The 25,739-nt window shown below is 52.6% G+C and carries 18 protein-coding genes and 1 pseudogene; 11 read left to right on the plus strand and 8 right to left on the minus strand.

Annotated elements, in window-relative coordinates:
• Nucleotides 1-85 precede the first annotated feature (85 nt).
• From FUA23_RS22210 to mnmD, 3 genes are read left to right on the plus strand one after another with little or no spacing between them, the layout of a single operon-like run.
• Nucleotides 86-244 carry a hypothetical protein gene (locus FUA23_RS22210; RefSeq protein WP_187270854.1) on the plus strand — a complete coding sequence of 53 codons (159 nt, stop codon included), beginning with the start codon at nucleotides 86-88 and terminating at the stop codon, nucleotides 242-244.
• Between the two features lie 24 nt (nucleotides 245-268).
• On the plus strand, nucleotides 269-601 hold the full coding sequence (ytxJ, locus tag FUA23_RS02225) for a bacillithiol system redox-active protein YtxJ (RefSeq protein WP_147929075.1): 333 nt from the start codon (nucleotides 269-271) through the stop codon (nucleotides 599-601).
• Between the two features lie 57 nt (nucleotides 602-658).
• Nucleotides 659-1,342, plus strand: a complete 684-nt coding sequence (mnmD, locus tag FUA23_RS02230) for a tRNA (5-methylaminomethyl-2-thiouridine)(34)-methyltransferase MnmD (protein WP_147929076.1) — start codon at nucleotides 659-661, stop codon at nucleotides 1,340-1,342.
• A gap of 23 nt (nucleotides 1,343-1,365) precedes the next feature.
• Here mnmD and FUA23_RS02235 read toward each other — a convergent pair whose 3' ends face one another.
• On the minus strand, nucleotides 1,366-1,992 hold the full coding sequence (locus FUA23_RS02235) for an AP2/ERF family transcription factor (protein WP_147929077.1): 627 nt from the start codon (nucleotides 1,990-1,992) through the stop codon (nucleotides 1,366-1,368).
• A 209-nt stretch (nucleotides 1,993-2,201) separates the two neighbouring features.
• On the opposite strand from FUA23_RS02235, the gene ribD reads away from it, so the two are divergent.
• Nucleotides 2,202-3,269 (plus strand): bifunctional diaminohydroxyphosphoribosylaminopyrimidine deaminase/5-amino-6-(5-phosphoribosylamino)uracil reductase RibD, encoded by a 1,068-nt coding sequence (gene ribD, locus FUA23_RS02240; protein ID WP_147929078.1) that lies wholly within the window; start codon nucleotides 2,202-2,204, stop codon nucleotides 3,267-3,269.
• Here the strand turns inward: ribD and FUA23_RS02245 are convergent.
• The 4 genes from FUA23_RS02245 to FUA23_RS02260 all read right to left on the minus strand — a co-directional run bounded on the left by FUA23_RS02245 (nucleotide 3,266) and on the right by FUA23_RS02260 (nucleotide 7,421).
• Nucleotides 3,266-3,913, minus strand: a complete 648-nt coding sequence (locus FUA23_RS02245; RefSeq protein ID WP_147929079.1) for an ATP-binding cassette domain-containing protein — start codon at nucleotides 3,911-3,913, stop codon at nucleotides 3,266-3,268. The genes ribD and FUA23_RS02245 overlap by 4 nt on opposite strands.
• Nucleotides 3,870-4,199: a hypothetical protein gene (locus tag FUA23_RS02250; RefSeq protein ID WP_147929080.1), complete on the minus strand. Its 330-nt coding sequence runs from the start codon at nucleotides 4,197-4,199 to the stop codon at nucleotides 3,870-3,872. Before FUA23_RS02250 ends, FUA23_RS02245 begins: the two co-directional genes overlap by 44 nt.
• Before the next feature lie 668 nt (nucleotides 4,200-4,867).
• Nucleotides 4,868-6,655, minus strand: coding sequence for a translation elongation factor 4 (gene lepA, locus FUA23_RS02255; protein ID WP_147929081.1), 1,788 nt, complete (start codon nucleotides 6,653-6,655; stop codon nucleotides 4,868-4,870).
• Between the two features lie 175 nt (nucleotides 6,656-6,830).
• A complete protein-coding gene (locus FUA23_RS02260; RefSeq protein ID WP_147929082.1) occupies nucleotides 6,831-7,421 on the minus strand; it encodes a DUF6992 family protein in 591 nt (196 codons plus the stop codon).
• Nucleotides 7,422-7,611: 190 nt separating this feature from the next.
• On the opposite strand from FUA23_RS02260, the gene FUA23_RS02265 reads away from it, so the two are divergent.
• A complete protein-coding gene (locus FUA23_RS02265) occupies nucleotides 7,612-9,204 on the plus strand; it encodes a CotH kinase family protein (protein WP_147929083.1) in 1,593 nt (530 codons plus the stop codon).
• A gap of 27 nt (nucleotides 9,205-9,231) precedes the next feature.
• Nucleotides 9,232-9,438 (plus strand): hypothetical protein, encoded by a 207-nt coding sequence (locus FUA23_RS02270; protein ID WP_147929084.1) that lies wholly within the window; start codon nucleotides 9,232-9,234, stop codon nucleotides 9,436-9,438.
• Between the two features lie 46 nt (nucleotides 9,439-9,484).
• Here the strand turns inward: FUA23_RS02270 and FUA23_RS02275 are convergent, their stop codons facing one another.
• A complete protein-coding gene (locus FUA23_RS02275) occupies nucleotides 9,485-10,234 on the minus strand; it encodes a PAS domain-containing protein (protein WP_147929085.1) in 750 nt (249 codons plus the stop codon).
• A gap of 619 nt (nucleotides 10,235-10,853) precedes the next feature.
• Between FUA23_RS02275 and FUA23_RS02280 the strand changes: the two genes are divergently transcribed.
• Nucleotides 10,854-12,881 (plus strand): AAA family ATPase, encoded by a 2,028-nt coding sequence (locus tag FUA23_RS02280; RefSeq protein WP_147929086.1) that lies wholly within the window; start codon nucleotides 10,854-10,856, stop codon nucleotides 12,879-12,881.
• A gap of 3 nt (nucleotides 12,882-12,884) precedes the next feature.
• On the opposite strand, the gene FUA23_RS02285 is transcribed toward FUA23_RS02280, so the two are convergent.
• The gene (locus FUA23_RS02285) at nucleotides 12,885-17,756 is read right to left on the minus strand and encodes a translocation/assembly module TamB domain-containing protein (protein WP_147929087.1); all 4,872 of its coding nucleotides are present in this window, start codon (nucleotides 17,754-17,756) and stop codon (nucleotides 12,885-12,887) included.
• A gap of 214 nt (nucleotides 17,757-17,970) precedes the next feature.
• Between FUA23_RS02285 and FUA23_RS02290 the strand changes: the two genes are divergently transcribed.
• The 4 genes from FUA23_RS02290 to FUA23_RS02305 all read left to right on the plus strand — a co-directional run bounded on the left by FUA23_RS02290 (nucleotide 17,971) and on the right by FUA23_RS02305 (nucleotide 25,261).
• The gene (locus FUA23_RS02290) at nucleotides 17,971-18,687 is read left to right on the plus strand and encodes a pyridoxine 5'-phosphate synthase (protein WP_147929088.1); all 717 of its coding nucleotides are present in this window, start codon (nucleotides 17,971-17,973) and stop codon (nucleotides 18,685-18,687) included.
• A 461-nt stretch (nucleotides 18,688-19,148) separates the two neighbouring features.
• The gene (locus FUA23_RS02295) at nucleotides 19,149-22,310 is read left to right on the plus strand and encodes a SusC/RagA family TonB-linked outer membrane protein (RefSeq protein ID WP_147929089.1); all 3,162 of its coding nucleotides are present in this window, start codon (nucleotides 19,149-19,151) and stop codon (nucleotides 22,308-22,310) included.
• 108 nt (nucleotides 22,311-22,418) lie between these two features.
• Entirely contained in the window at nucleotides 22,419-24,158 is a 1,740-nt protein-coding gene (locus FUA23_RS02300) for a SusD/RagB family nutrient-binding outer membrane lipoprotein (RefSeq protein WP_147929090.1), read from the plus strand.
• Nucleotides 24,159-24,274: 116 nt separating this feature from the next.
• Complete coding sequence (locus FUA23_RS02305) at nucleotides 24,275-25,261, plus strand: hypothetical protein (protein ID WP_147929091.1); 987 nt, start codon at nucleotides 24,275-24,277, stop codon at nucleotides 25,259-25,261.
• A gap of 246 nt (nucleotides 25,262-25,507) precedes the next feature.
• Here FUA23_RS02305 and FUA23_RS22525 read toward each other — a convergent pair.
• Nucleotides 25,508-25,739: pseudogene (locus FUA23_RS22525) on the minus strand (IS110 family transposase); the annotation flags it as partial.

The following is a 25,739-nucleotide window of genomic DNA, read 5'->3' on the forward strand; positions in this document are numbered from 1 at the left end:
GCTCCCCTCAAATTTTGTTAAGCAAACAGCCCTGCTAAAGGGCAGCATTGCGGCCGTAAAGATTTTCCCAGTTATAATTTTTCCCATGAAACGTATTTTCCCCAACTCCCGTTTTTTCGTTGCGATCGTTGCCCTGGGCATGGTTTCGCTCAGCTCGTGTAACCGCGGTGTAGGCTGCCCAACGAACTTCTCGCTCAACGAATTCCTTCATGATTGCGTTTCAGTTGCCATATCTATTCTATAAGCAACTGTTCTCAATCTATTTTTTATGAAATGGTACACTATCAATTCCGTCAATGATGTAGAATCTATCATTGACCGCAGCCGCGTTGTCCCTTGTCTCATACTCAAACACAGCACCCGCTGCCCCATCAGCAGCATGGCTAAGAACCGGGTTGAAATGAGCTGGGACTTCGAAGACGATCAACTGGAGGCCTACTATCTTGATCTGATCGCTTTCAGGGACATCAGTAATCACATTGCCGACGAATTCGGGGTTCCCCACGAATCCCCCCAGGCACTCCTGATCAAAGACGGAAAGTGCGTGTACAACGCAAGCCACCTTAACATCCGGGTTTCCGACCTGAAAGCACAGGGGTAAAATTTCCGACGAACGGAGCAACCAGCTTGCTGGCCCGCTCCCGAATTTTTCGTGATTATGATCAACGAACTCGTTCTTACTACTGACGGAAGCCACACGCTCCGCAGTCAACAATTCGGTGTGGAGTACCACAGCGTCCACGGGGCCGTGCAGGAGAGTATGCATGTCTTTATCAATACGGGCTTACTGCCGCTTCTGGAGCGGGGGGATAAGGAAGTAAGGATACTGGAAATGGGCTTTGGCACGGGGTTGAATGCACTGCTCGTACGGCAGATCGCGCAGCAACGGCCCGACATCAACTTCGTCTACCATACCTATGAGCAGTACCCTGTTTCTCCCGTCGAAGTTGCGGCCCTCAATTACCCAGGACAGATAGGAGTGGCAGCAAACGTTTTTTTTGAGTTGCACGATTGTGGATGGAACGATAGCATCGCCCTCGATCCCAATTTTACCTTCTGCAAAAGACGGGCCGATTACCTGACCGATACCGATCGTCCTTACGCTCCGGGCGCTGTCGATCTCATCTTCTACGATGCTTTCGCTCCCAGTAGTCAGCCGGAGTTCTGGGAACCTGAAGGCCTGGCGGTCAGCTACGCTGCCCTTAGTCCGGGAGGCGTGTTGGTAACTTACTGCGCGAAGGGTCAATTCAAACGGAACCTTCGCTCCGTCGGCTTCACGGTCGTACCGATGCCCGGCCCTCCCGGAAAGCGGGAGATGACCAAAGGAATTGTTGAGGCGTAAAGGCTACCTTGCTGGTCGTCCGGTTACCGTTCCCTGGCGCCCGAATCTGACTGTTTACTGTCTTTCGTTTTGCGCGTGGGGGAATCCCCCCGTGGGGTGTTCTCTTCACCGGGAGATGAGGGGATCACATTGAGCTTGCCCTCGCTGCCGAAGAGCTCCAGGGATTTTTTGTTGTAGGCCAGAGCGGCCTCCTCCGCCGTGGCGTACATCCCGATGTGGATGCTTCGCCGGTCTTTGGAGATGACGGCCCGGAAACGGTTGTTCTCGCGGTAAACACCGGTGTAACCCGCTTTTGAGCTTGATTTGCGTTTGCGGCTCGCGACCGCACGAGTGCGGTACTCGAGGTTAGCCAGGCGGCAATCGAGTTTGTTGCCGTTGACGGTGCCAACGAGGTTTTTGTTGCCCACCCGCTGATCAGAAAGATAGCGCTCGGCAATGAGTTTATGTAGATAGATCGTTTCGGTCCGGTATCCCTTTTCTTCGCCCTGTTTCTTGTACGTTTTCTGGAAAACGACGCATCCCGATGAGTGCTTCCGAAGATTAGAAAAGAAATCTACGGCAGATAGGTGGGGATCGTGGGACAGTTCTTCGAATACCGTGTCGTCGATGAGAACGACTCCCTGGTCATTCTTTAGTGATAGTTTGCGCATTGCATGGGCCTTGATGGCAACTGTCCTCAGCTATAAGAGCCGGGAGGACAAAAGCAAAATGAATAAAATTTGACCAATTGCACTCGTTTGGCCTTTTTTCCGATAATAACTCTACTGGTTATACCTTGTGCCCATATCTAATTGTTCGGTTGTCCTGCCGAAGTTTCCTGTCGGTACTGCGGGGATGAACCAACGAATAGCCTTGAATTATGTCCGATAGCCACTATCTGAAACGTTGTGCCGATCTCGCTAAGCTGGGGGACGGAAGAGTAAAGGATAACCCCAGGGTTGGAGCCGTTCTGGTGCACGAAGGAAGAATCATCGGCGAGGGTTACCACCGCATGGCGGGCCAGGCCCACGCAGAAGTGAACTGCCTGGCCAGCGTAGCTGAAGAGGACCGGGCATTGGTTCCCGATTCTACTCTTTACATCAGCCTCGAACCCTGTTGCATCACCGGCAGAACCGGAGCGTGCACGGATCTGATCCGCCGCGAAGGCATCCGGACCGTGGTTTTTGCCCAGCGGGATACCACTCCGGGCGTAGACGGACAAAGTGTTGAGATTCTCCGGTCTGCCGGTATCACGGTTCGTGAATATCCCGACTTTGAGCCTACCCTGACCGCCAACGCTCACCGCCACATCCTGACCACGCTGGGGCGGCCCAGAATTGTCCTCAAGTACGCCCAGTCCGCCGATGGTTTTTTGCGGCCCGCTGACCGCCAGCTCTCTTACTGGATTACCAATAAAATAAGTCGGCGACTCGTGCACCGCTGGCGGGCCAATACCATGGCGATCCTCGTGGGAGGGCGAACGGTAACGGACGATAATCCTTCACTTTCCACCCGCTATTTCCCCGGCCCCACGCCGCGCCCCGTTGTCATAGATCCCCGCGACCGGATCACGGGCAAAGAACAACTTTTTGACGGTACCGGAGAGCGGACCCTATTGTTTTCCGGAAAGCCCCGCCCCGGCGTCGATGCCGATAATACCGTGATTGGCAGCGAACTAAATAAAGCGGCGCTGACGCAGGTGCTGAGTAAGTTGAAGGAGCAAAGAATAGGGGAGGTAACCGTAGAAGGCGGTGCTTCTGTACTGAAAGCATTCGTCTCCGCCGGCTTGTGGGATGAGGCAAGGGTTTTTACCGGTAGTGTACGCTTCGGGGAGGGAGTGAGAGTTCCGGTTTTACCGCCTTCGGCGGTGCTCGTTGAGGAGGAGGAGATCCTGGCCGACCGGTTGGCCGTGTACCACAACAGCAAAGTTGAGCACAGGCAGCCTTAGCGCAGGTAGCCGTAGTGGACCAAATCGTCTCGTCCCTCTACGATCTTCGACGTGCCGTCGAAGACGAGGTAAAGCGTATCCGCAAGGTGAAGCACGTGCTCGTATTTGTGATCGGTAACGAGAATACCTTTCCTGGCCGAACAGCGGCGGATTTCGTCGCTGACGTAGGCTATGTGGGCGGGCATGATGTGGGTAAACGGCTCATCCAGAAGGGTGAAATGGGTGTCGGCCGCCAGCAACAGCAGAACCTCGAACAGCCGCTTCGTACCGCCGGAGAGCTGGTCAAAGCGCAGCCCGGCATCGGCAAACAGGTGGTGGTGGCGGGTCATGAAACCGGGGGTGTCTACTCCGTAGAGTGATAGTATTCTGCCCAGCTGCATGTCGTTCGGGTGGCACGTGTGCTGGGGTAAGTAATTGATCAGACCAGGTACCGAAAACAGGTCTTTGGTGAATTTTCCATCAACCCCGATGTACAAATTCTCCGGATACAACTGGCCCGTTAGAACCTTAAGTAAACAACTTTTACCCGCTCCGTTACGACCGAGCATTCCCGTTATTTTGCCCTTTTTCAGGCGGAGATGGGCACCGCGGAGTACTTCTTTAGAGCCAAAGGTCAAAAAAACACTGTCGAGCAGGATCTCCATCGGGTAAAGTATTTATGAGGACGATGATTCCAACCAGCCAGACGGAGAGGTCTGCAGTGCCAATCACCGTGAGAAGCTGCCGTTCGCCGTACCCGATATTCTGGTAGAAGAAGATGTCGGAACGATGGCGCCGGCGTAATAGAACCAGGCCGATTACCAATGTGATCAACTTCAGGTAAAGCATTCTGCCGGTGGCTGCGGAGCCTTTGTTGTATACGATAACCCAGGAGATAAGGGTGATGATAGTTGCCAGCAGAAGATATGGCTTAGCGTAGTGGAGGTACATGTTCAATAGGCTCGGTGTCTGCGAAAGATACGAACAGCGGGAGAAACGTTGTCCAGGGTGGGGCAGGGCTGTCAAACCTTCATTGCACCTGCGGTCGCGCCTTAAAAACAGCGCCTCCACCAGAATTTGAATCCTGACGGAGGCGAAGAAAACGTGGAGAAAACCGGGCGGCGACGGTGGTTGAGTCCGGCGCTTTACCACTTAAGCAACCGTGGAGGGAAATTTTCTCATTGATCCACGGACGGGGCTCGAACCCGCATAGCCAGATTGAAAACGAAGTAACGCCATGTCCTGACTGCCACGAAGTACTCCCGAAGGGCGACGATCCCTCTTTTCCGCCGTGAAAGGGCGGTGTCCTAACCTACTTAGACGACAGGAGCAAAGACCCGAAAAGAAAACGAAGTGGGGTTGCGCCGAAGCGCTCAGGACTCGAACCTGCTACCCCGGATGTGGGATAGTCAAACCAAACGAAGGAACCTACTTTCTGGCTGTTCCGGGTTGCGCCACGGGCATTGCCGTGACTGACAGGATAATGCTCTGAAGCAATCTGAAAGTTGCAAGAAGAAGTGAAAAATGCAGCGGCATTACTGACTACATTCCACCTACTTCTTTTCTCCGACGCTTCCAACGCGCGGCAGCACTACCTGTTACTCACTTCACTCTATCTACTAGTCCAGTTTCAGACACTCCAGGAACGCCTTCTGCGGCACCTCTACTTTACCGAACTGGCGCATCTTACGCTTACCTGCCTTTTGCTTCTCGAGGAGCTTACGCTTACGCGAAATGTCTCCACCGTAACACTTGGCCGTAACGTCTTTGCGCATGGCAGAGAGGGTTTCCCGGGCGATTACCTTGGCGCCGATGGCAGCCTGGATGGCAATCATGAACTGCTGGCGGGGGAGCAGCTCACGCAGCTTCTTGCACATGCCCCGTCCTACGTACTGAGCTTTCGAGCGGTGAACGAGAGCGCTAAGTGCATCGACGTTCTCACCGTTGAGCTTGATGTCCATCCGCACGAGGTCGGTTTCCTGGTAATCCTTCGGTTGGTAATCGAAGCTGGCGTAACCACGGCTGAGGCTTTTGAGGCGGTCGTAGAAATCAAAGACGATTTCTGCGAGAGGAAGCTCGAAGTGTAGTTCTACGCGTTGAGGGCTGAGGTAGGTCTGCTTGGTAAGCGTTCCACGCTTGTCGATGCAGAGGTTCATGATCGCACCGATGTAATCGGTGGTGGTGATGATCTGAGCGAAAATGATGGGCTCTTCCACCATCTGGCGGTTGTTTTGCTCCGGAAGTTCCGCAGGGTTGCGGATTTCGGTGACCACGCCTTTGGTATCGGTGACACGGTAGGTTACGTTCGGGACGGTGGTGATTACGTCCATGCCGAATTCACGGAACAGACGTTCCTGCACGATTTCGAGGTGGAGCATCCCGAGGAAGCCACAACGGAAACCGTAGCCGAGGGCGGCGGATGTTTCGGGCTCGAAGACGAGACTGGCGTCGTTGAGCTGAAGCTTTTCGAGGCTGTCGCGGAGCGGTTCGAAGTCGTCGTTGTCCAGCGGGAAGATACCCGCGAAAACCATCGGTTTCACTTCTTCGAAGCCGGAGAGCATCTCGGCCGGGTTTTCCTTGAGAGTGACCGTGTCACCCACCTTGATTTCGGAACTGTTCTTTACGCCGGTGATGATGTAGCCTACGCTGCCACAGCCAATTTCGTTCTGTGGCTTAGGTGTAATCTCCATCGCGCCAACTTCGTTGGCGGTGTAGACCGCACCCGTGGCGATAAACTTGATGTCTTGCAGTTTCTTCAGGGAGCCGTTCATGATCCGGACGTAAGCAATCACGCCGCGAAAAGGGTTGAATACGGAGTCGAAGATAAGGGCCTGAAGCGGCGCTTCGGGGTCTCCGCTGGGCGGAGGGACGCGCTCGACGACGGCGGTCATGATTTCCTGCACACCGATGCCGGTCTTGCCGGATGCTTCGATGATGTCTTCACGGGCGCAGCCCGTGAGCTCGATCATCTGATCGGCCATCTCTTCGATGCGGGCTGTTTCCATGTCAACCTTGTTGAGCACGGGGATGATTTCGAGGTCGTGCTCCAGGGCGAGGAAGAGGTTGGAGATGGTCTGTGCCTGGATACCCTGAGTAGCATCGACGAGCAATAAAGCACCTTCACAGGCGGCAATCGAGCGGGATACTTCGTAGCTGAAATCTACGTGGCCGGGCGTGTCAATCATGTTGAAGACATATCCGGTCCCGTCCGTATGCTTGTAGTGCATCTGGATGGCGTGGCTCTTGATGGTGATGCCGCGCTCGCGTTCGAGATCCATGTCGTCGAGCTGTTGGTCCATCTTCTGGCGTTCTCCTACAGACTGGGTAAAGTCGAGGAGTCGGTCGGAAAGGGTACTCTTGCCATGGTCAATGTGGGCAATAACACAGAAGTTGCGAATATTCTTCATACGGGCGCAAAGGTAACGTTAATCTTTAATGCTTAAAAGCTTTGCATGCTATAGAAACAGTCCGCAAATCATGGCGGTGTCAAAGAAAACGCCGGGAGGTGTGTTTAGGTTGCGAAGTTTACTGAGCGAACAGCAGGGTTTGGGGTGTTATTTTCTTTGTCGGTTTTATCGGTTCTTAGAAATGGATGATCATGCCCAGTCCGTTTTCCGTTGCACGCAGCAGGAGCGGAATGTCCGTGTTTCTCCCCGCCGCGATGAAATAGTTGGCCAGGTCAAAAACCATCAGGAAGGCGCCCTGCAGCATGATGCTCTGACCAAATCCTTTGAGTTGATCAGCGTTCACGTCCGGCCGTTTGGCCCGCTCGGTGAGGTAAAGCCCGCCCATGATGTAGCCTACATCGAGCCCGGCATTAAAGAGCAGTACCTTCTGAAAGCCCTGGTGCTTACTCAGGCTGGTGGCCAGGTCCCAGGCAGCGGGGTCCGATTTCAGGGCGGAGTAGTAACCCAAGCCCGCGATGGCCAGATTGACACCGTTCCACAGTGCGTTCATGCGGTGAAAATGTTTCGTAGCGCCGTCCGCAGAGCCCTGGAGGGCGACACCGGTGGCGATGTTGGCTACTGCCCAGCCGCCGAGGGTAAGCATGGCGGTTTTCTGGTGATCAAGGCTTTGTTGGTTGAAGGTAGGCAGGTCCAGTTGAATACCCTGAGCGTGAAGGCCGGAAACGGTGAGTGCAAGCACGAAGAGAAGCGAGAGGCGGATGATCATAAAACTATAAGTCCGGGGGAGCAGATCAGGTTCACCACCGCCCGTTCGGAGGTGCGTAAAACAGCGGCGGCGCGGACGCAGGATGCATTGTGCGCTCTTGAGGAGGCTTGTTGAATCATAATCAGCCAAACTTGTGCGTTCCCAATGTGCAAGCCGTACCTTACGGCCCTTAATCTATCCAACTGATCGAATGAGCGTTGTACAACGGCTAACCTACCTTGCTATATTTACCATACTTTGCACCTGCGGCCCCGCCCTGATGAATGCTCAGGAAGACCTCTACGCACTGGAGCACGTAGTGGAAATAGAGCTGGAAATGCACGATGATAACTGGAAAAAGAAACTGAACGCCTGGAAAAAGCAATTGCAAAAAAAACGCGTTACGGCCACGCTCAAAGTGGATGGTGTCACTTACGATAGTGTGGGCGTCCGGCTGAAGGGAAACAGTTCTTATTTCGCTCCGGCCCGCGCGGAGAAGAAGAAGTTACCCTTCAACATCAAGCTCAGTTACATCAATAAAAAACAGAGCGTAAACGGGAAATATGAGACGCTGAAACTGAGTAATCTATTCCGTGATCCCAGCTATCTGCGCGAAACCCTGAGCTACCAGATCGTCCGTGACTATATGGCCGCTCCGGAGTGTAATTATGCCCGCTTGACCGTTGACGGTGAGTACTACGGCCTGTACAACCTGACCGAATCGATCGACGAGAATTTCTGGGAAGAGGAGTTTGCGACCACCAACGGAATAATGTTCAAATGTGACCCGGAAAGCAAAGAGGACGCCCCGGAAAACTGCCCGCCCGGCATTGGTGCTAACCTGGCCTACATCGGGGAAGACACCGCCTGCTATGCCGCCCGCTACGAATTGAAAAAATCTGATTATGGCTGGGGAGAGCTCATGGACCTGAGCGAAGCTGTGACGGAAGAAGATTCGGATCTCAACGGTATCCTCAACGTAGACGAAGCGCTATGGATGCTTGCTTTCGATAACGCGCTTGCAAACCTCGACAGTTATCTCGGTGCATTTTGCCACAATTATTACCTGCTGAAAGACGAATCCGGTATCTGGCGGCCCATCGTCTGGGACCTCAACCTGAGCATGGGCGGCTTCCGCCTGCTGGATGAAAAACGAATCCTGACCGATGATGAACTCGTTTCGTTGAGCCCCTTTATCCATTTTTCAGAACGCAATGAGGACCGTCCCCTAATTCTGCGCCTTTTTGACAACCCGCTGTACCGCAAAATGTACGTTGCCCACCTGCGTACCATATACGACGAGCAATTTGCCTCAGGGCTGTACGACGAACGGGCAAAAAAAATCCGCGAAGTGATTTCTTCTCTTGTGATTCACGAGCCGAATCCTCTGTATCCTACCGAGAACTACACCCTGAATTACCACGGAACAGTAGAGGTTGCGGGCGGTAAAGTGATCGGTGTTGAAGAATTTTTCAAGAAGCGGGGCAATTACCTGAAAGAGCACAAACTCTACGCGCAACCGGTGCCCGTGATTGCCAACCATACTGCCGTTAAATCAGGCGACGAGGTGGTCGTTTCCGTTTCACTGGAAGAAGGAGATTCCGGCCAGCCCGTATGGGTGGCCCACCGGCGGGAGGGCGCAGGAACCTTTGCGTACAAAGAACTCAAGGCCGAAGCGGACGGTAACTATACCATCACCCTGCCCGGAGAGGAAATCGAAGAGTACTTTCTGGTGGCAGAAGGCCGTATTTCGGCAACAGTCTTGCCGGCGAGGTCGGCCCGGGAGTGGTTTACCGTGAAATGATATTGACTGGCAACTTTTGCACTACGAATGAAAGAACTACCCGATAACGTCATCTGGCTTGAAGACGCCGGCAATAGCCGATACGTCAATAAGTATGAACGTAAGCCCTTCGAAGAAGGAGAGGTTTCCACGTTTTTCGACTACGACCCCGACGGTGGGATAGACTACGATACTGCGGTAACCTGCCGGGTGGAGCACGATGAAGTGCTGGGACTGATCGCCAGGCTCGTGTAGCCAAAATGGAGGTGCAATCGGGATTATTCATCCGCCCGGGGTCACACTATTTTACATTTTCGGAAGATATTTTTTCGGCGTACGCCTTTGGCGTACTGTTGGTCATTTCCCTGAATACCTTGTAAAAAGTGCTCTTGTTTTTAAAGCCGCAGCGCTGCGCGATGCCGAAGAAGGTGTGCTGACGAAATTCCCCGGCTTTGATACGACTAACCACCGCTTCGATGCGGAAGCTGTTGATAAAGGAGAGGAAATTTGTTCCGCCGTGGTGGTTAATCACCTGGCTCAGGTATTTGGTATTGGTATCCAGTTTAAGGGATAGCTTACGTAGGGTAAGGTCGGGATTGAGGTACAGTTTTTCGGTGGCCATGACCTCTTTGATGCGCTCGAACAAACGGAGCTCGTCAAGGCCACGCAAGCTGCTGGTCCGGTACCGGTCTTTGAGGTTGAGCAACGAAATTCGGTGGTCGTGTACCACCCGGTCGCCGTCGACCTCAAATGCGATGTAGTTGACCAACTTGTTTTCAGCGTTGTGGATGGGGTGTATCACGAGTTTACAGAGATAGGCTTCTCCGTTTTTCCGGTGATTGGTGATTGTTTCTTTGAACGGTTCTTCGCTGGCCAGCCCATCCTTGATACGTTGGATGGCGTCAGGTTCAGTTTGCGGCCCCTGAAGGATGTGCCCCGGGCTTTTGCCGATAACTTCTCCTGTTTCGTATCCGGTGACGAATTCGAAATCCTGATTTACCCATAGAATGCGTCGGTTAGCATCGGTTAGAATAACTGCAACTCGATTCATAATTGTTTTAGATGGAGTAACCCTCGCCGGTTGGAGGCGGAGAGTCTGGTATTAAAAAGGGGAGCCGGGAGTAGTGGCAAGACGAACCTGAAGAGATACGCTCACCGAATGGCAAACTCACCGGCAGAAAAACGGTTAGTTCTTTTAACAAAACGAAATTCTGCCCCAAAGTTGAGAAACACTTCAAAGTGTGAAAATGTGCTGACCCAATTGCCCTAAAATCAGCCTGTCTGTACCCACACAAGGAAGAAAAGCACTGATTTGGTTGGTGTCCGGGCAGACTTGAAGGTAAATTCGCATTGTTTCTGTTGCCGGATTGTCGTGCTAAAGGTATGAAAAGTTGCCTACATCTGAACCATAAAATACTATGAGAGCCCTGGCTTCGAAGGATAAATTACCAGAAATATACCCCGTGTCGGGTCCGGAAAGCGGACCGGTGCGGAGCGTCCGCGGACCCGGGCGCTTGCTGTGGAGCGCACGCGCGGCCTTAGCAACAGTCAGGGCCGGAGGAAGAGTGTGGGTAAAGACCCGTTTTCCTGGTGATGAGGCTCAGTTTCTCCGGCTGATTGAAAAACTGCAAGTCGGAGGGCAGGGGAGTGGTAGTGAAAAATACCACGCTTTGCCCCCAGCAAATCATGATCGTTTTTTTGGTGACTATTCATTCTCCGAAACCGTAGGGTTGTGGTTGGAAAAAGGGACAAAAGAAGCCTCATGCCTGTTGAATCCGTTCATTTCTACGGAGGGTTTCGCTTTCACTCCCGATGAGTACCTCGATTTATTGGAACGATTGCGGGGCGCCGTAAGGCGTTACAACCGTTTGCCAGGGGTGAGCAACGGACTGGAAGACCTGAATACCGGTTTTTTCAGGTACCGTAATCTGGAAGAGAGTACCGCCTTTATCCGTTCGCATTTAACTGAATACCTCGAACGCGGAGACAAACTGCACCGGAATTTCCTGTTGGTCATCAACCAGCATGCGCGTTCCGTTGCCACGGAAAAACGCCGGGAACTGAGAGAGAAGACGAATGAGCTGGAAAAGCTGGAACGAGAGCTTACTCAGGCGGAGGAAATGACCGGCCGTCGTCAGCGAAAAGTATTTGCCGAAATAGCGGTCAGGTGGGAAAATTACCTGAAAGCAGCTCACCGGAAGACTGAGGAGGAAACCGTAAATGCCGACGGCGAAAGCCTCCGGGCAAACCTGGAAAATGAGCGGGAGGCGCTGAACGCTGCCTTTACGCTGATGGGACGGGAATTGAAGACAGACGGACTGTCTCTGAGTGCACTGACGGTCAATCCCCGCCACGGTGATCCTAACCGGCTCCGGGAGCTGGAGGGGGCTCTGAATGACTTGTTGAGAGAGGTAGACGAAGCGGGACTATATCAACTGCCACTACGGGTGACCGATGCAGCTACTACTCCGCGGCAATTACAACAGCTGGACAGCCTGCTTGGTAAGCTGAGGAATACTGAGCTCCATCTCGGTGAGCTGCCCGTGTTTTATGATCAGCGCCATTTCTGGTACGCACAACCAGCGCACTTGCGTCGTCTTTTAGCGCCGCTTCTGGACTTGCCACCAGAAGATTGGGAAACGGCTTTCAGCAGCTGGTACTTCGAGCGATGCCTCGAACGGGAGCAGCGGCCTGAGCGCTTTTTTCTGGAGAGCATTGAGCCCGGTCCGGTAACGGTCAGTGCTTCCGAATCGGTGCAGGTAAAAGCCGGGAACCTCGGTTTTGTGAGGCCAGGCGAAGCCTGGCCGTCAGCCACCTCCGAAGACCTGTTGCTTGACCTCAGCGGGAAAGATGATTTTAACGGCGAAATCATTGCGAAGACCCTATCCGTCAATCCTTTGTCGGATGTCTCTGCTTTGCCCGTAGCGGTGAGTGGCCACCGAGACCCGGTTCTGTTGTTCAGTCAGTCGTTTCAGCCATTGCACCCTCCTGCGTGGCGTGAACGAGTTGCCGGATCTTCACCTGCTGGCCCGCCCAACTGCGTACTTTTTCAGTCCGACGACTCTTCGCCGTGGTGTCCGCTGAGTGATTGGGATGGAAGCACGGTGGATAAGTTGAATGTCTTTTTACCGGAGAAGCTTACGGACGAAGCAGGAAAGTGCCTGATCGACACCTGGGAATCACTTATTGCTTCTGCTCCGGAGATTACGTTCTTTCATACCCTTTCCCCGAATACTATCACCCAAGGGCTTTTAAGTGACGGGATCAACGGAGCTTTTCTGACTTCCGTATTGTTACGGGCCGCAGAGGCCGCAGAAGCAGAACCATTCGACCGGGGAGCGCTGGCAGCGCTGGGCCGTGAAGTCCGTATCCGCTGCGGTTTGCCCGAGCCAGGCCCGCATCCCCTTGCCGTACAGTTCGGAAATGCCCTGAAAGCAGAGCTCCCCGATCATTTTATTGAGATATACGTGCCGTGGCGAGACACCTTTCTCCCTCTCGTGCTGCAGTCTCCTTCGGGGAGGAAATCCGTTCTCCTACCCGATGGCCGCCTGCCTGGCAGGGCCGACAAAGAGGTCGAAATGGTCAGGCAGGAAGAACTACGATCAGTAGGCTTTGATGTGTTAGGGCTGAATGCTCTGAACTGCTGGGAGAATCTGGCGGATGAAGTTGAGCGGATTGTCCGTAAAGTCAAGGGCTAGACGCTACTGCTGCGACCTTTCAACGTCTTTTTTGAAGCCGTCAAAGAATTCCTTGAAGGTATCGAACTCTCTGCGCCAGCTCAGTCCTGTACCTACCTGGATTCGGCGACCTCCGGCAATGTCGGGCTGAAGGCGTTCATAGCCTCTTAACTTCAGGGTTCTGGAGTCGTTGAGGACGTACTCCAGCACAAAATTGTTGCCCACAAAAGTCCCGGAGGCAAACGCTTCATTGTTGTTGAGAACGTTGAGGTCGTGGCGCAGCGTGAAGCGATTGTTGAAGTCGCGACTGAAGGAAAACTCAAAGGCAGAACCACGACTGGTAACCGAAGAACTGCTGATGCTCGCGTTGCGGTAATTGTTGTAGGCAACGTCAAAGTTGAAGGAGGAAATAAAGGCATCTTCGCCGAAGGCATTCTTAACCAAATCGTTCAGCAACAGGCTTACGTAGTTAGAGAGCCACTCGCTCACCGTATTTACCACTGCATCGCCGAAACCGATGGATAAATCTGAGGGCAGAAACTGCCCGGCGACGATGAGGCCGAAGACCTGGCGGTTGAGCTCGTTCGGGTCTAAAAGTAACAGCCGGCGTTTGTTGTTTGCATAGCTCTCCAACGGGCCATCCAGGCTGGGGAAACCTATGTCGAAATTGATGTCGGGCTTGGTAAGAAGGCCGGCGAGTTTGAGGGAGAGGTCCACGTCGGTTGCCCGGCTGGCAACGGTTGTGAGGTTGTTGTCGACGTCGCTGACGAGGTACTCCTGAATGAAGTTAAGAATTGGTGTCTGGAGGTTTTCGTAGTCTGCCGAAATGTTGATCCGTGCTTCGAATGGGTCTCCGGTCCAGACGACGGTGCCTCCGGGGCGTACGGAAAACTCTTTATTGATAATGTCGTAAAACGTAAAGAGGTAGCTCCCCCGGGAAATGGTAAAGGTTCCGTACATCTTCAGCTCTCCGTCCCTGGGAATCCTCAAGGTGAGGTTGCCGTTGCCCTGTCCCCGTAGAATGTCGCCTACTTCTTCGTCGAAGATGATCTCTCCGATGGCTTCATCGGTTACCAGTAATTCCATCTCCAGGCTCACCCCGGTAGGCTCTCCGGCATTTTCTGTAACTACGTCTTCTACGTACAGGCTCCGGTTCACGAAGCGGACATCATCGATGGAACCGGCCTCCGCTCCATAGTCTACCGGTATCGAGAGCTTAGAGTCTTTACCGACAGTTGCACGGACGTAAATATCTGTCTGCTTGAAGTCTCCGGTAAAAGTTACCAGGCCGCTACCGATGGCAATTCCATAAAAATTAGGGTTCTGTCCCGGAGCGAGGTCAAGAGCGAGGAAGCGGTCCGTAGTAATCTGCGCATTGATCCCCAGGTTTTTCAATCGATCGTGAGTGATACCTCCACTCAGGGTTGCTGAATTACCGTAGCGGTCAATCAACTTCGTCCCCGTAATGTCAAAGAGGGTATTGTTGATGTTCACCCGGCTCTGGTTGTAACGGTACCTCGTTTGCAGGTAATCGATCGTAAAGCCTCCGCCAAGAGCGTCGATATGTCCGTCGACATCAAGCTTTTTGGGTTGTCCTTCAACCTTCAGCTCGGCGTTGAAAGAGCCGGTAATGTTCGATACGGAACCTCCAACCCAGTACTTGGCAAGGTCCAGCGGGTAGCCGTTGATGTTGACGCCGAGATCAAGGTGGTTTTTTTGCTGTTCCGGCAGGGGATCACTCTCTACCAGATCGGCAAGGTTATAGGTTGCTTCTGCGATGAGCTGGGCCGTGTCCCGGTTCAGGTTCAGGTAGGTGGTCAGTTTGCTCTTGGGGTTGGGCGCAGAGGCATCGATCCGGAGGTACCCGTAGTCTTCTCCGTTCATCAGGAAAGTATCTGACCTGAACTGGGCCCGTAAGCCTTCCTGCCGGAAAATATCTGCTACCGAAACGGTAACATCTACATCTCCGCTGAAGTCTAAGTTAGGATAATCCCATATAGAATCGATCAGTGATAGATCCATATTCATCAGGTCAAGTTCAAGGCCCTCGTCGCCGAACTTACTCAGTCGGATTTCACGGTAGTCATTCTTGGTGCCGGCTAGTCTTCCGCTGCGCAGAGCAAAGTTCTGGGTGTCGATATAATTCGGCCCGAAGACGATGTAATTGCCCCGCCGGATGTTCCACCGTTGCTGGAATATTTCCAGCTGAGACTCGTCAAACCGAAGTTCGAAATTAAGACTGTCGGGCAGCCTGAGTTCCCCGTCGAGGTTGATCTTATCCAGAAAGATATTGTCTTCATCCCCACCGTAGGTGAGTCCGAAGTCGATCAGCTCGTCGTCGAGCAGGCTCAGGAGTGTTACCCGGTTCAGCAGATGCCGGTCGTTGACAAAAGTCGAGTCCACGGCAAATCCGAGGTCTCCTTCTCCTTTATTGCTGCTGGCCCGGAGGATGAAGTCCACCAGGCGGAACTCGGCGAAGCTGAGGTCAGGGGCTGTGAGTTCCATCACCAGACTGTCCTTGAAACCATCATAACTCCCTCTCAGGTCTACATTGACCAGCGAGCCAAGCTGCGGGGAAGCAAGCCGGTTCAGCCCGCGGGAATCCAGAATGCTCAGGTCGAAACTAAAGCGGTTTGGCGCCGGCAGGCTTCGTGGTGGGTTTATCTTCAGTCGTTGGGCCCAGCCGGGGTAATGCCTGACAAGGAAGCCGGTAAGACTTGGAGCTACTTCTTCAAGGTCGAAACGACCGACAAGTTCTCCGCGGGCGATGTCGCTTTCGAGCTTTACCACTTTCTGACCGTCGAGATTGAAGTTCGAGTAAGCCAGCAGGCTGTCGATCGTTATGGCAACGGTATCCACCAGTACCTGGAAACTGTCCAGTTCGACCCGGCCTTCCATTACGCTGAAATCGGTACCGATGAGGTTAAGGTCGATGTTGCCAGACAGGGCAATTGGTTGTTTGCTCAGGTTGAGCGCAAGGAGATCGAATTCCCCCACGGAGGCGTCAAAATCGAAGGTCGGAATGGAGTCGCGGAAGTCGATCTCCCCCAGGAAGTTAAAATCGATGTTATCATCGGCGATGCTGAAGTTTCCGTTGAAAAACCTGTCCTCCAGCCGGCCATCGATGATGGCATTCTGGTAAGCGTATTCCCGGAAAGTGAAGCTGCGGATGGTGGCATCCAGATCGGCCTTGGCGGTGTTGGCGTCGAGGCCGATACCGTTGGCGATGCTACCGTCCAGAGAAATCTGCCCAAACTGAGGGTTACCCGTCCAGATGCCGAGGTCAAAATCGTCCAGGGTCAGTTTCCCGGCGTAAGTGGCCGGCTTGGGGCCGTCGGAGGTGATGAGTTGAACGTCAAGGGTCGCGCTGCCGATGTCCGAGTTCAGCGTACCATCCGCCACGAAGTTGGTGAAGAAGCCGTCGAAACGGCCATTGAAACTAAGCTTCCCAAGGCGGTCGAAGTTCTCCGGTGGCGTGAATTTTGGGAGCAGGCGACGCAGGGTGTACATGTCGGTGGTAAGCTCATCGAGCTCGAGGTTCAGTAACTCAGAGCCGGGATTGGCAATCTGCCGGGAGCTGAAGCTGCCCTTTAATTTGGTCGATTGGTCCAGGGCCAGTTCCACTTCCCGGCCGCGAAGGCTGTTCACCATTCCCCGGAGTTCTCCGCCTATTTCAAGTTTGCGCCGTTGGTTGTCGCGGAAAAACTGATTGAACCGCAGCTTGCGGGCAAAGTAAAGGACATCCCGGACGGCAACTTTACTTTTCCTGATGTTGATGTCCATGCGCACCTCGTTGTTGAAGTCAGACCAGCTGTCCCAGCCATTTCTGAAACGAAAGTGGAGGCTGTCGGAGAGCAGACTCTCTGCCGTCACGAGTTCGAGGTCGTATAGTTGAAGTTCGGTGGGCGTTATTTTGAGGTCCTGGACACTGAGGCGATCGAGGATGAAGCCCGATTTCTCTTCCAAACTGAGGTGACGGAGTTTGCCCAGGAACTCGCCGCCGCTGAAATCTACATCGGTGAGTTCCAGGTCGACGTTGCTCGTGCCGAGGCGGGCAAAGTCAATAGCGGAGATGTCGGCCTCGGCGATGGGGTCTTTGCGGAAATTGTCAAGTACGTAGCTGCCGTCGTATATTTCAATGCTGCCGGCAAGAATCTGCAGGTTGGTCTTGTTGGTATCGATCACCTGCTCGTCCATTTCGATCATAAGGCTGTCGAAGGCAGTTTCCAGTGGGGCGGGGGAGAAGCTGGTTTGTTTCACGAGCGGAGAACGTAACTCTGCTCTTTCGATCCGGATGATACTGTTGGGGAGGTCCAGTTCGTCCATCTTGGCAACGGCCGACTCGAGGCTGATGTCCCACCGTTGCCCTCTTACGCTGTCGTTCTGCGTAAAGGTGATGTTTCTCAGGTCCAGTTGGTTCAGTTGCAGGTTGAACGGGGTGTTGCTCGGTTCGTCTTTAGGAGGAAAGAGTTTTTGGAGCGCGGTTTCCAGATTGCTTTCTGCGTCGCCAAGGTCACGCCGTATTTTGAAGTTGGTGTCTGCAATGAGCACAGACTCAATGACCAGCCCGTGCCAGAGGTCGAAGTCGGCCGCGAGGGTTTTGCCGTACAGGAGGGTGTCTCCGTATTTGTCTTCGATGTAAAGCCCTTCGATCGTCATTTCGTCCAGCCACGAGATGCGGACGTTGTCTACGGAAACCGATGTTTCGAGGGTTTTTTCCATACTGGCCGTCACGCGTTTTGCAAGCCAGTTCTGCACGGATGGCAGTTGAAGCACCAGCACGATCCCAAAAAAGATGAGCGGCAGACCGATAAGCCAGCGCCTTGCACGGCGCCAGCCTTTGCTTTTGCGGCGGGGTTTCAGGTTGTCGGCCTTGTGTTCACTTGGTTGGTTCATGCCTTGAGGGCGCGAAGATAAGTCTGGATCACGTCCATATTATAGTAACACGGCGATCAACCTAAAGGGTTGGTTCATTAAGGTAAGATTAATAGTGCGCGGCCGCGGGTGCAGAGAAGGGTTTTGGGAGTACGTTTATTTCGCACTGCTTCCCAACTTATGCGGCACCTGCGTACGCGCCGCATAAGTTACCTTCGCCAAAAATCAACTGAACATGGTACGTTTATCCGTCAACCTCAACAAAGTAGCGCTCATCCGTAACAGCCGGGGAGCCGATTACCCCAATCTGGTAAAAGTGGCCAAAGACTGCGAAGCCTTTGGTGCTCAGGGCATCACTATCCACCCCCGGCCCGATGAACGACACGCCCGCTACACCGATGTGGCAGCACTGAAAGAAGTCTGCACCACTGAATTGAACATCGAAGGGTATCCGGGAGAGAAATTTATGCAGGTGGTACTGGCAAGCAAACCAGATCAGGTAACCCTGGTACCCGATGAGCCCGGGCAGCTGACAAGCGACCACGGATGGGACACCGTGGGAAAGGCTGACTACCTCAAAAAAACAATTGACCGATTAAAAAATGCGGGCATCCGCACATCGATTTTTGTTGACCCGGATGAGGAGATGCTGGACGGAGCGCTGGCCGTCGGTACCGACCGGATCGAATTCTATACAGGGCCATTTGCGCACCAGTACCAAGGGGACAGGGAAGCGGCGATCGCTCCTTTCACCAAAGCGTCGGCGTACGCCCGGGAGCTGGGGCTGGGCATCAATGCCGGCCACGATCTAAACCTCGAAAACCTCGCTTTCTTCGCTGCTCAAATGCCGGGTTTACAGGAGGTTAGCATTGGTCATGCCCTGGTCTCCGATGCACTGTATTACGGACTGGAAAATACCATTCAGATGTACCTCCAAAGGTTAAGTTTGTAAGCTCCCCGACTTTACGGGGTTGTTAACTTTTTATTTACCCTGCCAGAGCATCGTCAATGGGTGTTCAAACAGTGGCCAGGCTTTGTGTTTGCGGTAACTTGGCAACTTTGCGAATCGGCAAATCACTATTTGGCCGAACCCTTGTCTTAACAAATAATTAGGAAAGTTATTTGGACGGGCAGCGAAATCTATTAACTTTGCGTTCACACTCCGGAAGATTTACATTTACACATCAAACCATCTCTTCCGACCGGCGAGACCAATCATCGCCAAAGATTTTATCAGGGACTTTTTCTTTACACTTCGCATTACACAGGATCAACTACACTGAATATTTTCAAAGAAGATCAGCAACAAGAACAATCTAAATCCAAAGCTTAAGGCGGGGTTTGGCCCTCGCCGTATTTTAACCATATTTCTTAACCATTTTGAGACTAGTAATCAACTAAATTTCGACTAGAATGAAAAGAATTTCACTAGTATTATCGCTCCTCTTTTTTGCGTGCAGTATTGCGCTGGCGCAGAGGACGGTAACCGGTACCGTCATGGACGAGTCCGGTGAGACCCTTATCGGAGCCTCCGTGCTCGTTAAGGGTACAACTTCCGGTACGGTCACCGACATCGACGGAAAATTTTCACTTAACGTACCTGCCAACGCCGAGTTGCTTGTCGTTAGCTACACAGGCTTTGCCACCAGCGAGGTGCCACTGACTGCCGCTAACGTTATGGACATTACGATGTCTGAGAGCGCAGCCCAGCTGAACGAGGTAGTAGTAACCGCCCTCGGTATCCGTAAGGAGAAGAAGGCACTTGGTTACTCGGTCGCTACCATCGGTTCCGGCGCGGTTGAAAACCGCGTTGAGTCTGATGTGGGCCGTATCCTCCGCGGTAAAGCTGCAGGTGTGGACATTACCCAGACTTCAGGTGTTGCCGGTTCGGGTACCAACATCATCATTCGTGGCTACAGCTCCATCAATGGTTCTAACCAGCCACTGTTTGTTGTTGACGGTGTTCCTTTCAACACCGCTACCAACACCGACCGTAACTTCGTAACGGGTGGTGCAACGGCTTCCAGCCGCTTCCTTGACCTTGATCCTAACAACATTGCTGAGATCAACGTACTTAAAGGTCTCTCCGCAACCGTACTTTACGGTGAGCAGGGTGCCAACGGTGTAATCCTCGTTACAACCAAGAACGGTCAGGGTGGTGCAGACGCCAAGAAAGGTTTCGAAATCAGTGTTTCTCAGGGTATTGCCCGCACCGAGATTGCTAACCTTCCTGATTACCAGAACAGCTACGGTAACGGTTTCTCCGGCAACTACGGTCTGTTCTTCTCTAACTGGGGTCCTGCTTTCGACGTTCGCGGCAGCAACGGTATCAGCGAGAACGGCACCGTTCCTCACCCTTACGGTCGTGAAGCACTCAACGGTGCATTCCCTGAATTCATTGGTGCAGAGCTTGACTACCGCCCTTACGACAACGTATCTGAGTTCTTCCAGGCTGGTTCTGTATACAACACCAGCGTAAACGTAGATAAGAACTTCGGCAATGGCATCAGCTTCAACGCCAACTACTCTTACCTCGACGACACCGGCTTCGTTCCTGAAAACACCTACCAAAAGCACAATGCAGGTATTGGTGGTAAAGTAGACCTGGCCAACGGCCTTAAGATCCAGTCGAGCCTCAATATCGTAAGCTCTAACCGGGTTAGCCCTCCTGCATCTATCGGTTTCGGTTCCAACCCTTCCGGTGCCTCTGTATTTGCCAACGTACTTTACACGCCCCGCTCTGTTGACCTGGCTGGATTCCCATTCCAGAACCCAATCGACGGTAGCCAGGTGTACTACCGTGGTGGTAACGACATCCAGAACCCACGCTGGGGTCTTGCCAACATGTTCGACACTGAAGAAATCAACCGTTACTTCGGTAACGTGAGCGCTTCTTACGAAATCACTGACTGGCTGTCTGCAGCCTACAAAATCGGTGTGGATACTTACACACAGAACTCACGTCGTGAAATTAACAAAGGTGGTAGCCAGGTGCCTGATGGCCAGATGGTAACCAACCTCCGTACCAACACTATCATCGACCAGGTTCTTAGCCTGAACTTCGACACTGACCTGAGCGAAACATTCAACCTCAGCGGTACCGTAGGTATTAACGACCGTCACGATAAGTTTCAGCGCAACACCGTAAGCTCAAGCCAGCAGTTCATTTACGGTCTTTTCGACCAGGATAACTTCATCGAGCACGTTGGTAGCCAGTACCGCGAGGAAGAAGGTTACTTCGGAGTATTCGGTAGTGTAACCGCAGGTTACAACCGCTACCTCTACCTGACCGCTTCTGCTCGTAACGACTGGTCTTCTACTCTGGAGTCAGCTAACCGTTCTATCCTTTACCCTTCCGTTAGTGTGAGTTTCGTACCAACGGATGCCTTCGAAAGCCTGCAGGGCAGCCGCGTGCTGAACTACCTGAAGCTTCGTGCCGGTTACGGTACTTCTGCCCGTTTCCCTTCTCCGTACAACACCCGTACTCCACTGGGAAGCTCTACCAACGTAAGCCAGACTCCTGGTGGTCAGCCGCTCAACACAAACTTTGTTGACAACCGCCTGGGTAACCTGAACCTCGAGCCCGAGCTTCTCGGCGAACTCGAATTCGGTGTGGAAGGTCGTTTCTTCAACAACCGTGTTGGTATTGACTTCAGCATCTACGACAAGCAGTCCAGCGACCTTCTCGTTGACCTCGACCTTGACCCTGCAAGTGGCTACAGCACCACTTTCATCAACGCTGCCGAAGTATCTAACAAAGGTATCGAAGCAAGCCTGAACCTCATCCCGGTAAAAACCAAAGACTTTACCTGGGACATGACCTGGAACATCACTAAGAACAAAAACGAAGTTATCAGCATCGCTGACGGTGTTGACCAGATCAATATTGCCGGTTACACCAACCTTGGTAACTTCGCTATCCCCGGCCAGCCCTTCGGTGCCATCCAGGGTAGTGCCTTCGTAACCGGCCCCAACGGCGGCCTGTTCGTAAACTCTGCCGGTGAGTACGAAGCAACCAACGACATCGAAGTTATCGGTGACCCGAACCCGAACTACACAGCCAACTGGCTCAACTCTATCAGCTACAAAGGCATCAACCTGGGCTGGCAGTTCTCTTACACTGACGGTGGCGACATCTACAGTGTAACAACCGCTACCATGTTGGCTCGTGGTCTTACTACTGATACTGACTTCGACCGTTTCCTCCCACTGATCCTTCCTGGTGAAGATGCTGAAGGCAACGAGAATACAGTACAGGGTTACGCTGGTGATTACTTCTTCGCTGGTTACTTCGGTGCTGATGAAGGTTCTATCTTCGATGCAACCGTTATCCGCCTGCGTGAAATCAGCCTGAGCTACAGCATTCCTTCCAGCCTGCTGGAGAAGCTGCCGTTTGGTTCTATCTCTCTTCGTCTGTCTGGTGAAAACCTCTGGTACTACGCTCCTAACTTCCCTGAAGGTGTGAACTTCGACCCCGAAGTATCCTCTCTCGGTGTAGGTAACGGCCGTGGTTTTGACTACCTGACCGGTCCTACGACCAAAAAGTACGGTGCTACAATCAGCCTGACTTTCTAAGTAAACTCTTTTGGTGCCTCTGTAAGTTGTCCGGTAAAGGACGGCTCACAGAGTGCCCCTGAGTTTGCAAAGCAACCATTTCAATTAAGACTACAACAAGCAATAAATATGAACTTGTTTAAGAAATTTGCTCTGGCAATGATCGTCCTTTCAGTGGCCGCATGTACGGACCTGGATGAACTGCTGGAGAACCCCAACGGGGTAGACCCGTCGCGTGCCGACGCTGTCTCCCTGTACAACAGCGTACAGCTGAACTTCCGTAACGTGGCCAACAGCCAGACGGTATACCGCTTCACTGCAGGTCTTGCCCGCATGAACGGCGAGATCGGAGGCTTCACTTACCAGGCTACGCACGGACCAACCGAATTCGACGGTCTGTGGAACGATGTCTACGCTGACCTCTTTCCCGATATCGATGCTTTCATCTCCCTGGCTGAACCTATCGGCCTGGACACAGAAGTTGCTTCTGCCAAAATCATGAAGGCTTACTCACTGATGCTTCTCGTTGACCTGTTCAACGACGTGCCACTGAGCGAAGCTGGTCTTGGTGCAAGCCCCGACAACCAGATCCTGAACCCTACCGCTGATAGCGGCGAGGAGGTATACAACGCAGCGATCGCGCTTCTCGACGAAGCACTTGCACTGCTGGATGGTGGCTCTAACTTCGCATCTGCCTCTTTCGACAACTTCTACGGAGGTAGCGTTACTGGCTGGGCTACACTGGCAAAGACCATGAAGGTTCGTGCTGCCGTAACTACACGCCTCGTTGGCGGAGCTGGTGGTGCTGGCACGATCAACAGTGCGCTTGCTGAAGGAGATATCATCGATGCGAACAGCGAAAACTTCGAGTTTCAGTACGGTAACAACCGTGCCAACCCGGACAACCGCCACCCGTTCTACCCCAATGCTTACGAAGCCAGCGACGCTCAGTACCTGAGCAACTGGTACATGTGGCTTCTTGCTGAGTCTAAAGGATTCCCTGATCCCCGTACCCGCTACTACTTCTACCGTCAGGAAACCGATATCATCGGCGCTTACGAAGATGACCCGAATGCTTTCGACTGTATCCAGACCATGACTCCAGACCCCGACTTCCTGCCCGCATGGTATGAAGCAGTATCTGAAGATATGCCTTACTGCCTCGGTAGCTACAGCCAGGGATACTTCGGACGTGATCACCTCAACGGTTCTGGTATTCCACCAGACGGGCAGCTGCGTACTGTTTACGGTCTTTACCCAGGTGGTGGTAAGTTCGATGATGGTATCACCAACGACGACGTTCAAAACGCTGGTGTTGACGGTGCTCAAGGTGCAGGTATTGCTCCGCTTTGGCAAGCATCTTTCACTCATTTCATCCTCGCAGAAGCTGCCCTTACAATGGGTACTGACGGCGACGCACGGGAATTCCTTGAGCTCGGTATCGAACTGTCTCAGGAGCGTGTACGCGCTTTCGAGAGCCTGGTTGACGGAAGTGAGCAGGTAGCAATGGCCCCACCGGTTGATGTATTCGTAGAGGATACTTACCCTGCTGATTCTACCTTCACTCAGTACGTAGACTACGTACTCGATGAGTACGATGCAGCTTCTTCTGACGAAGAGCGTCTTGGCATCGTTGCTCGTGAGTACCTGATTGCCCTTTACGGTAACGGTATCGAAGCGTACAACCTTTACCGTCGTACTTGTCTGCCAGGTCAGATTCAGCCAGCGATTGACCCGAACCCAGGTGCTTTCATTCGCTCTGCACTGTACCCATCTGTACACGTTAATCTCAACCAGAACATCAGCCAGAAAGACGGCTTCACCGAGCCCGTATTCTGGGACACGAACGATGCCAGCTGCAACTACTAGTCTGATTTGAACCTTTCAAAATCAGGGCGGGCCCGGCCCGCCGTTGCCCGCCCTGATTTTGATTATAAACTTAATCAATTGCCGGCGCTTAGCTGAGCCGGCTAAAATATAACAATATGCTTAAGAAAGTATTATTCCTTCTTGCGGCAGTTTCTGTACTGGTTACTGGCTGTAAGGATGATGAACTCGCACCAACTGTAACGCAGGATACCCTGCTTTTCGGTGCCTTTCCTTTCCTCAACGAACTAAAAACTGCCGAGTTTGATTTGGCTGACCTCAGTGGCTCTGCCTACGAAATGGACGTCTACTTTGTAGACAACGCCGGAGGACAAAACGTAGGGCAATACAACGTTTACGTTTCCTTTGATGACAACAACCCTGACGGTGGTGACCTGTCTACTGGGCGTGCTCTTTTCAAGAGCTATGGCCCTTCTGACTTCGCTCCACTGGGCGATAAAGGAAACCTTGGCCTTACAGTTCGAATTCCTTTTTCTGAAGTAGCAGCTTTTGTGGGGGCAAGCAATGCCGACGATGTGATTTCCGGAGACCGTTTCCAGTTCTCTACCGAAATCGTTCATGTTGATGGTCGTGTCTTTTCTTCCGGAAATTCCACTCCTGCAATCACTAATGCCTTTGGCGGTATTTTCGACTTCAACGTCAATGCAACCTGCCCGTTACCTGATGATTTCTTCGTTGGTACCTACGCACTGTCTTACGATGAGGTTTACGACGAATTTGACCTCTTCGGCGGCGGAACTTTCGTCCAGGCTTTAGGTGACCTCTCCGGTGTTACTGTCGACCTGACTACTGTGGCTGGCTCAACTACTCGCCGTAACTTCCTTCTCGGCGAGCGTCTCTGGTTGCCTACTTACGGATTTGATGTTGGTAGCCCAACACTTGAATTCGCTTGTGATGTGGTTACTTCTAGTAATGTTACAAATAGCGCATCTTGTGGTGACGGTCCCATTGGTGCCATCCAAACAGGAACTGCCAGCTTTGACCTCACAGATGATAGCACAATTACCATTGGTTACAATGATTTTGCTACTGGTGGATGCTTAGGTGAAACTAAGTTCTTTAGTATCGTCTTCACTAAGCAGTAATATTTTTCCTTAGGGATAAAATAATAACGCTTCATAAAGGGGTGCCGCTCGTAAGAGTGGTGCCCCTTTCTGATTTTGGGAGGGTAGGACAAAGAACGCTTCGGGCGTGGCCGCAGGTGCAAATGTGGTTTTTAAAAGAACAGGCTTCTTTGATTGCCAGGTATAGTTCGTTGACTAAAGCATAGGTTGATCGGCCCAGAAGGCCTCGCCTACACCCTCCCCGAACCGCCATTGCACCTGCGATTGCTATGAGATAACCAAAGAAGCTTGCAACTTTCTTTCATACATAACTTTGTTTTCGTGGCAAGCGTAGATCGCTCTACATAGTTTGTTCCGGATAGCATTTAGTACTTGCAAGTGTGTCTTGTTCTCTGCTCGTTTACGATCATAGTATTCTCTGAGATATTTAGTCTTGATAGCCGCAAAAGCAGCGATGTGAAAAGCTGTTTTCAGCGCAACATTAACTTGCTTAGGCGTT

Source organism: Neolewinella aurantiaca, assembly GCF_008014675.1.
Lineage (GTDB): Bacteria > Bacteroidota > Bacteroidia > Chitinophagales > Saprospiraceae > Neolewinella > Neolewinella aurantiaca.

Excerpts from the sequence above, each read along its gene's own strand:
- FUA23_RS22210 (WP_187270854.1), top strand. The coding sequence starts at position 86 with ATGAAACGTATTTTCCCCAACTCCCGTTTTTTCGTTGCGATCGTTGCC.
- ytxJ (WP_147929075.1), top strand. The coding sequence starts at position 269 with ATGAAATGGTACACTATCAATTCCGTCAATGATGTAGAATCTATCATT.
- mnmD (WP_147929076.1), top strand. The coding sequence starts at position 659 with ATGATCAACGAACTCGTTCTTACTACTGACGGAAGCCACACGCTCCGC.
- FUA23_RS02235 (WP_147929077.1), bottom strand. The coding sequence starts at position 1,992 with ATGCGCAAACTATCACTAAAGAATGACCAGGGAGTCGTTCTCATCGAC.
- ribD (WP_147929078.1), top strand. The coding sequence starts at position 2,202 with ATGTCCGATAGCCACTATCTGAAACGTTGTGCCGATCTCGCTAAGCTG.
- FUA23_RS02245 (WP_147929079.1), bottom strand. The coding sequence starts at position 3,913 with ATGGAGATCCTGCTCGACAGTGTTTTTTTGACCTTTGGCTCTAAAGAA.
- FUA23_RS02250 (WP_147929080.1), bottom strand. The coding sequence starts at position 4,199 with ATGTACCTCCACTACGCTAAGCCATATCTTCTGCTGGCAACTATCATC.
- lepA (WP_147929081.1), bottom strand. The coding sequence starts at position 6,655 with ATGAAGAATATTCGCAACTTCTGTGTTATTGCCCACATTGACCATGGC.
- FUA23_RS02260 (WP_147929082.1), bottom strand. The coding sequence starts at position 7,421 with ATGATCATCCGCCTCTCGCTTCTCTTCGTGCTTGCACTCACCGTTTCC.
- FUA23_RS02265 (WP_147929083.1), top strand. The coding sequence starts at position 7,612 with ATGAGCGTTGTACAACGGCTAACCTACCTTGCTATATTTACCATACTT.
- FUA23_RS02270 (WP_147929084.1), top strand. The coding sequence starts at position 9,232 with ATGAAAGAACTACCCGATAACGTCATCTGGCTTGAAGACGCCGGCAAT.
- FUA23_RS02275 (WP_147929085.1), bottom strand. The coding sequence starts at position 10,234 with ATGAATCGAGTTGCAGTTATTCTAACCGATGCTAACCGACGCATTCTA.
- FUA23_RS02285 (WP_147929087.1), bottom strand. The coding sequence starts at position 17,756 with ATGAACCAACCAAGTGAACACAAGGCCGACAACCTGAAACCCCGCCGC.
- FUA23_RS02290 (WP_147929088.1), top strand. The coding sequence starts at position 17,971 with ATGGTACGTTTATCCGTCAACCTCAACAAAGTAGCGCTCATCCGTAAC.
- FUA23_RS02295 (WP_147929089.1), top strand. The coding sequence starts at position 19,149 with ATGAAAAGAATTTCACTAGTATTATCGCTCCTCTTTTTTGCGTGCAGT.
- FUA23_RS02300 (WP_147929090.1), top strand. The coding sequence starts at position 22,419 with ATGAACTTGTTTAAGAAATTTGCTCTGGCAATGATCGTCCTTTCAGTG.
- FUA23_RS02305 (WP_147929091.1), top strand. The coding sequence starts at position 24,275 with ATGCTTAAGAAAGTATTATTCCTTCTTGCGGCAGTTTCTGTACTGGTT.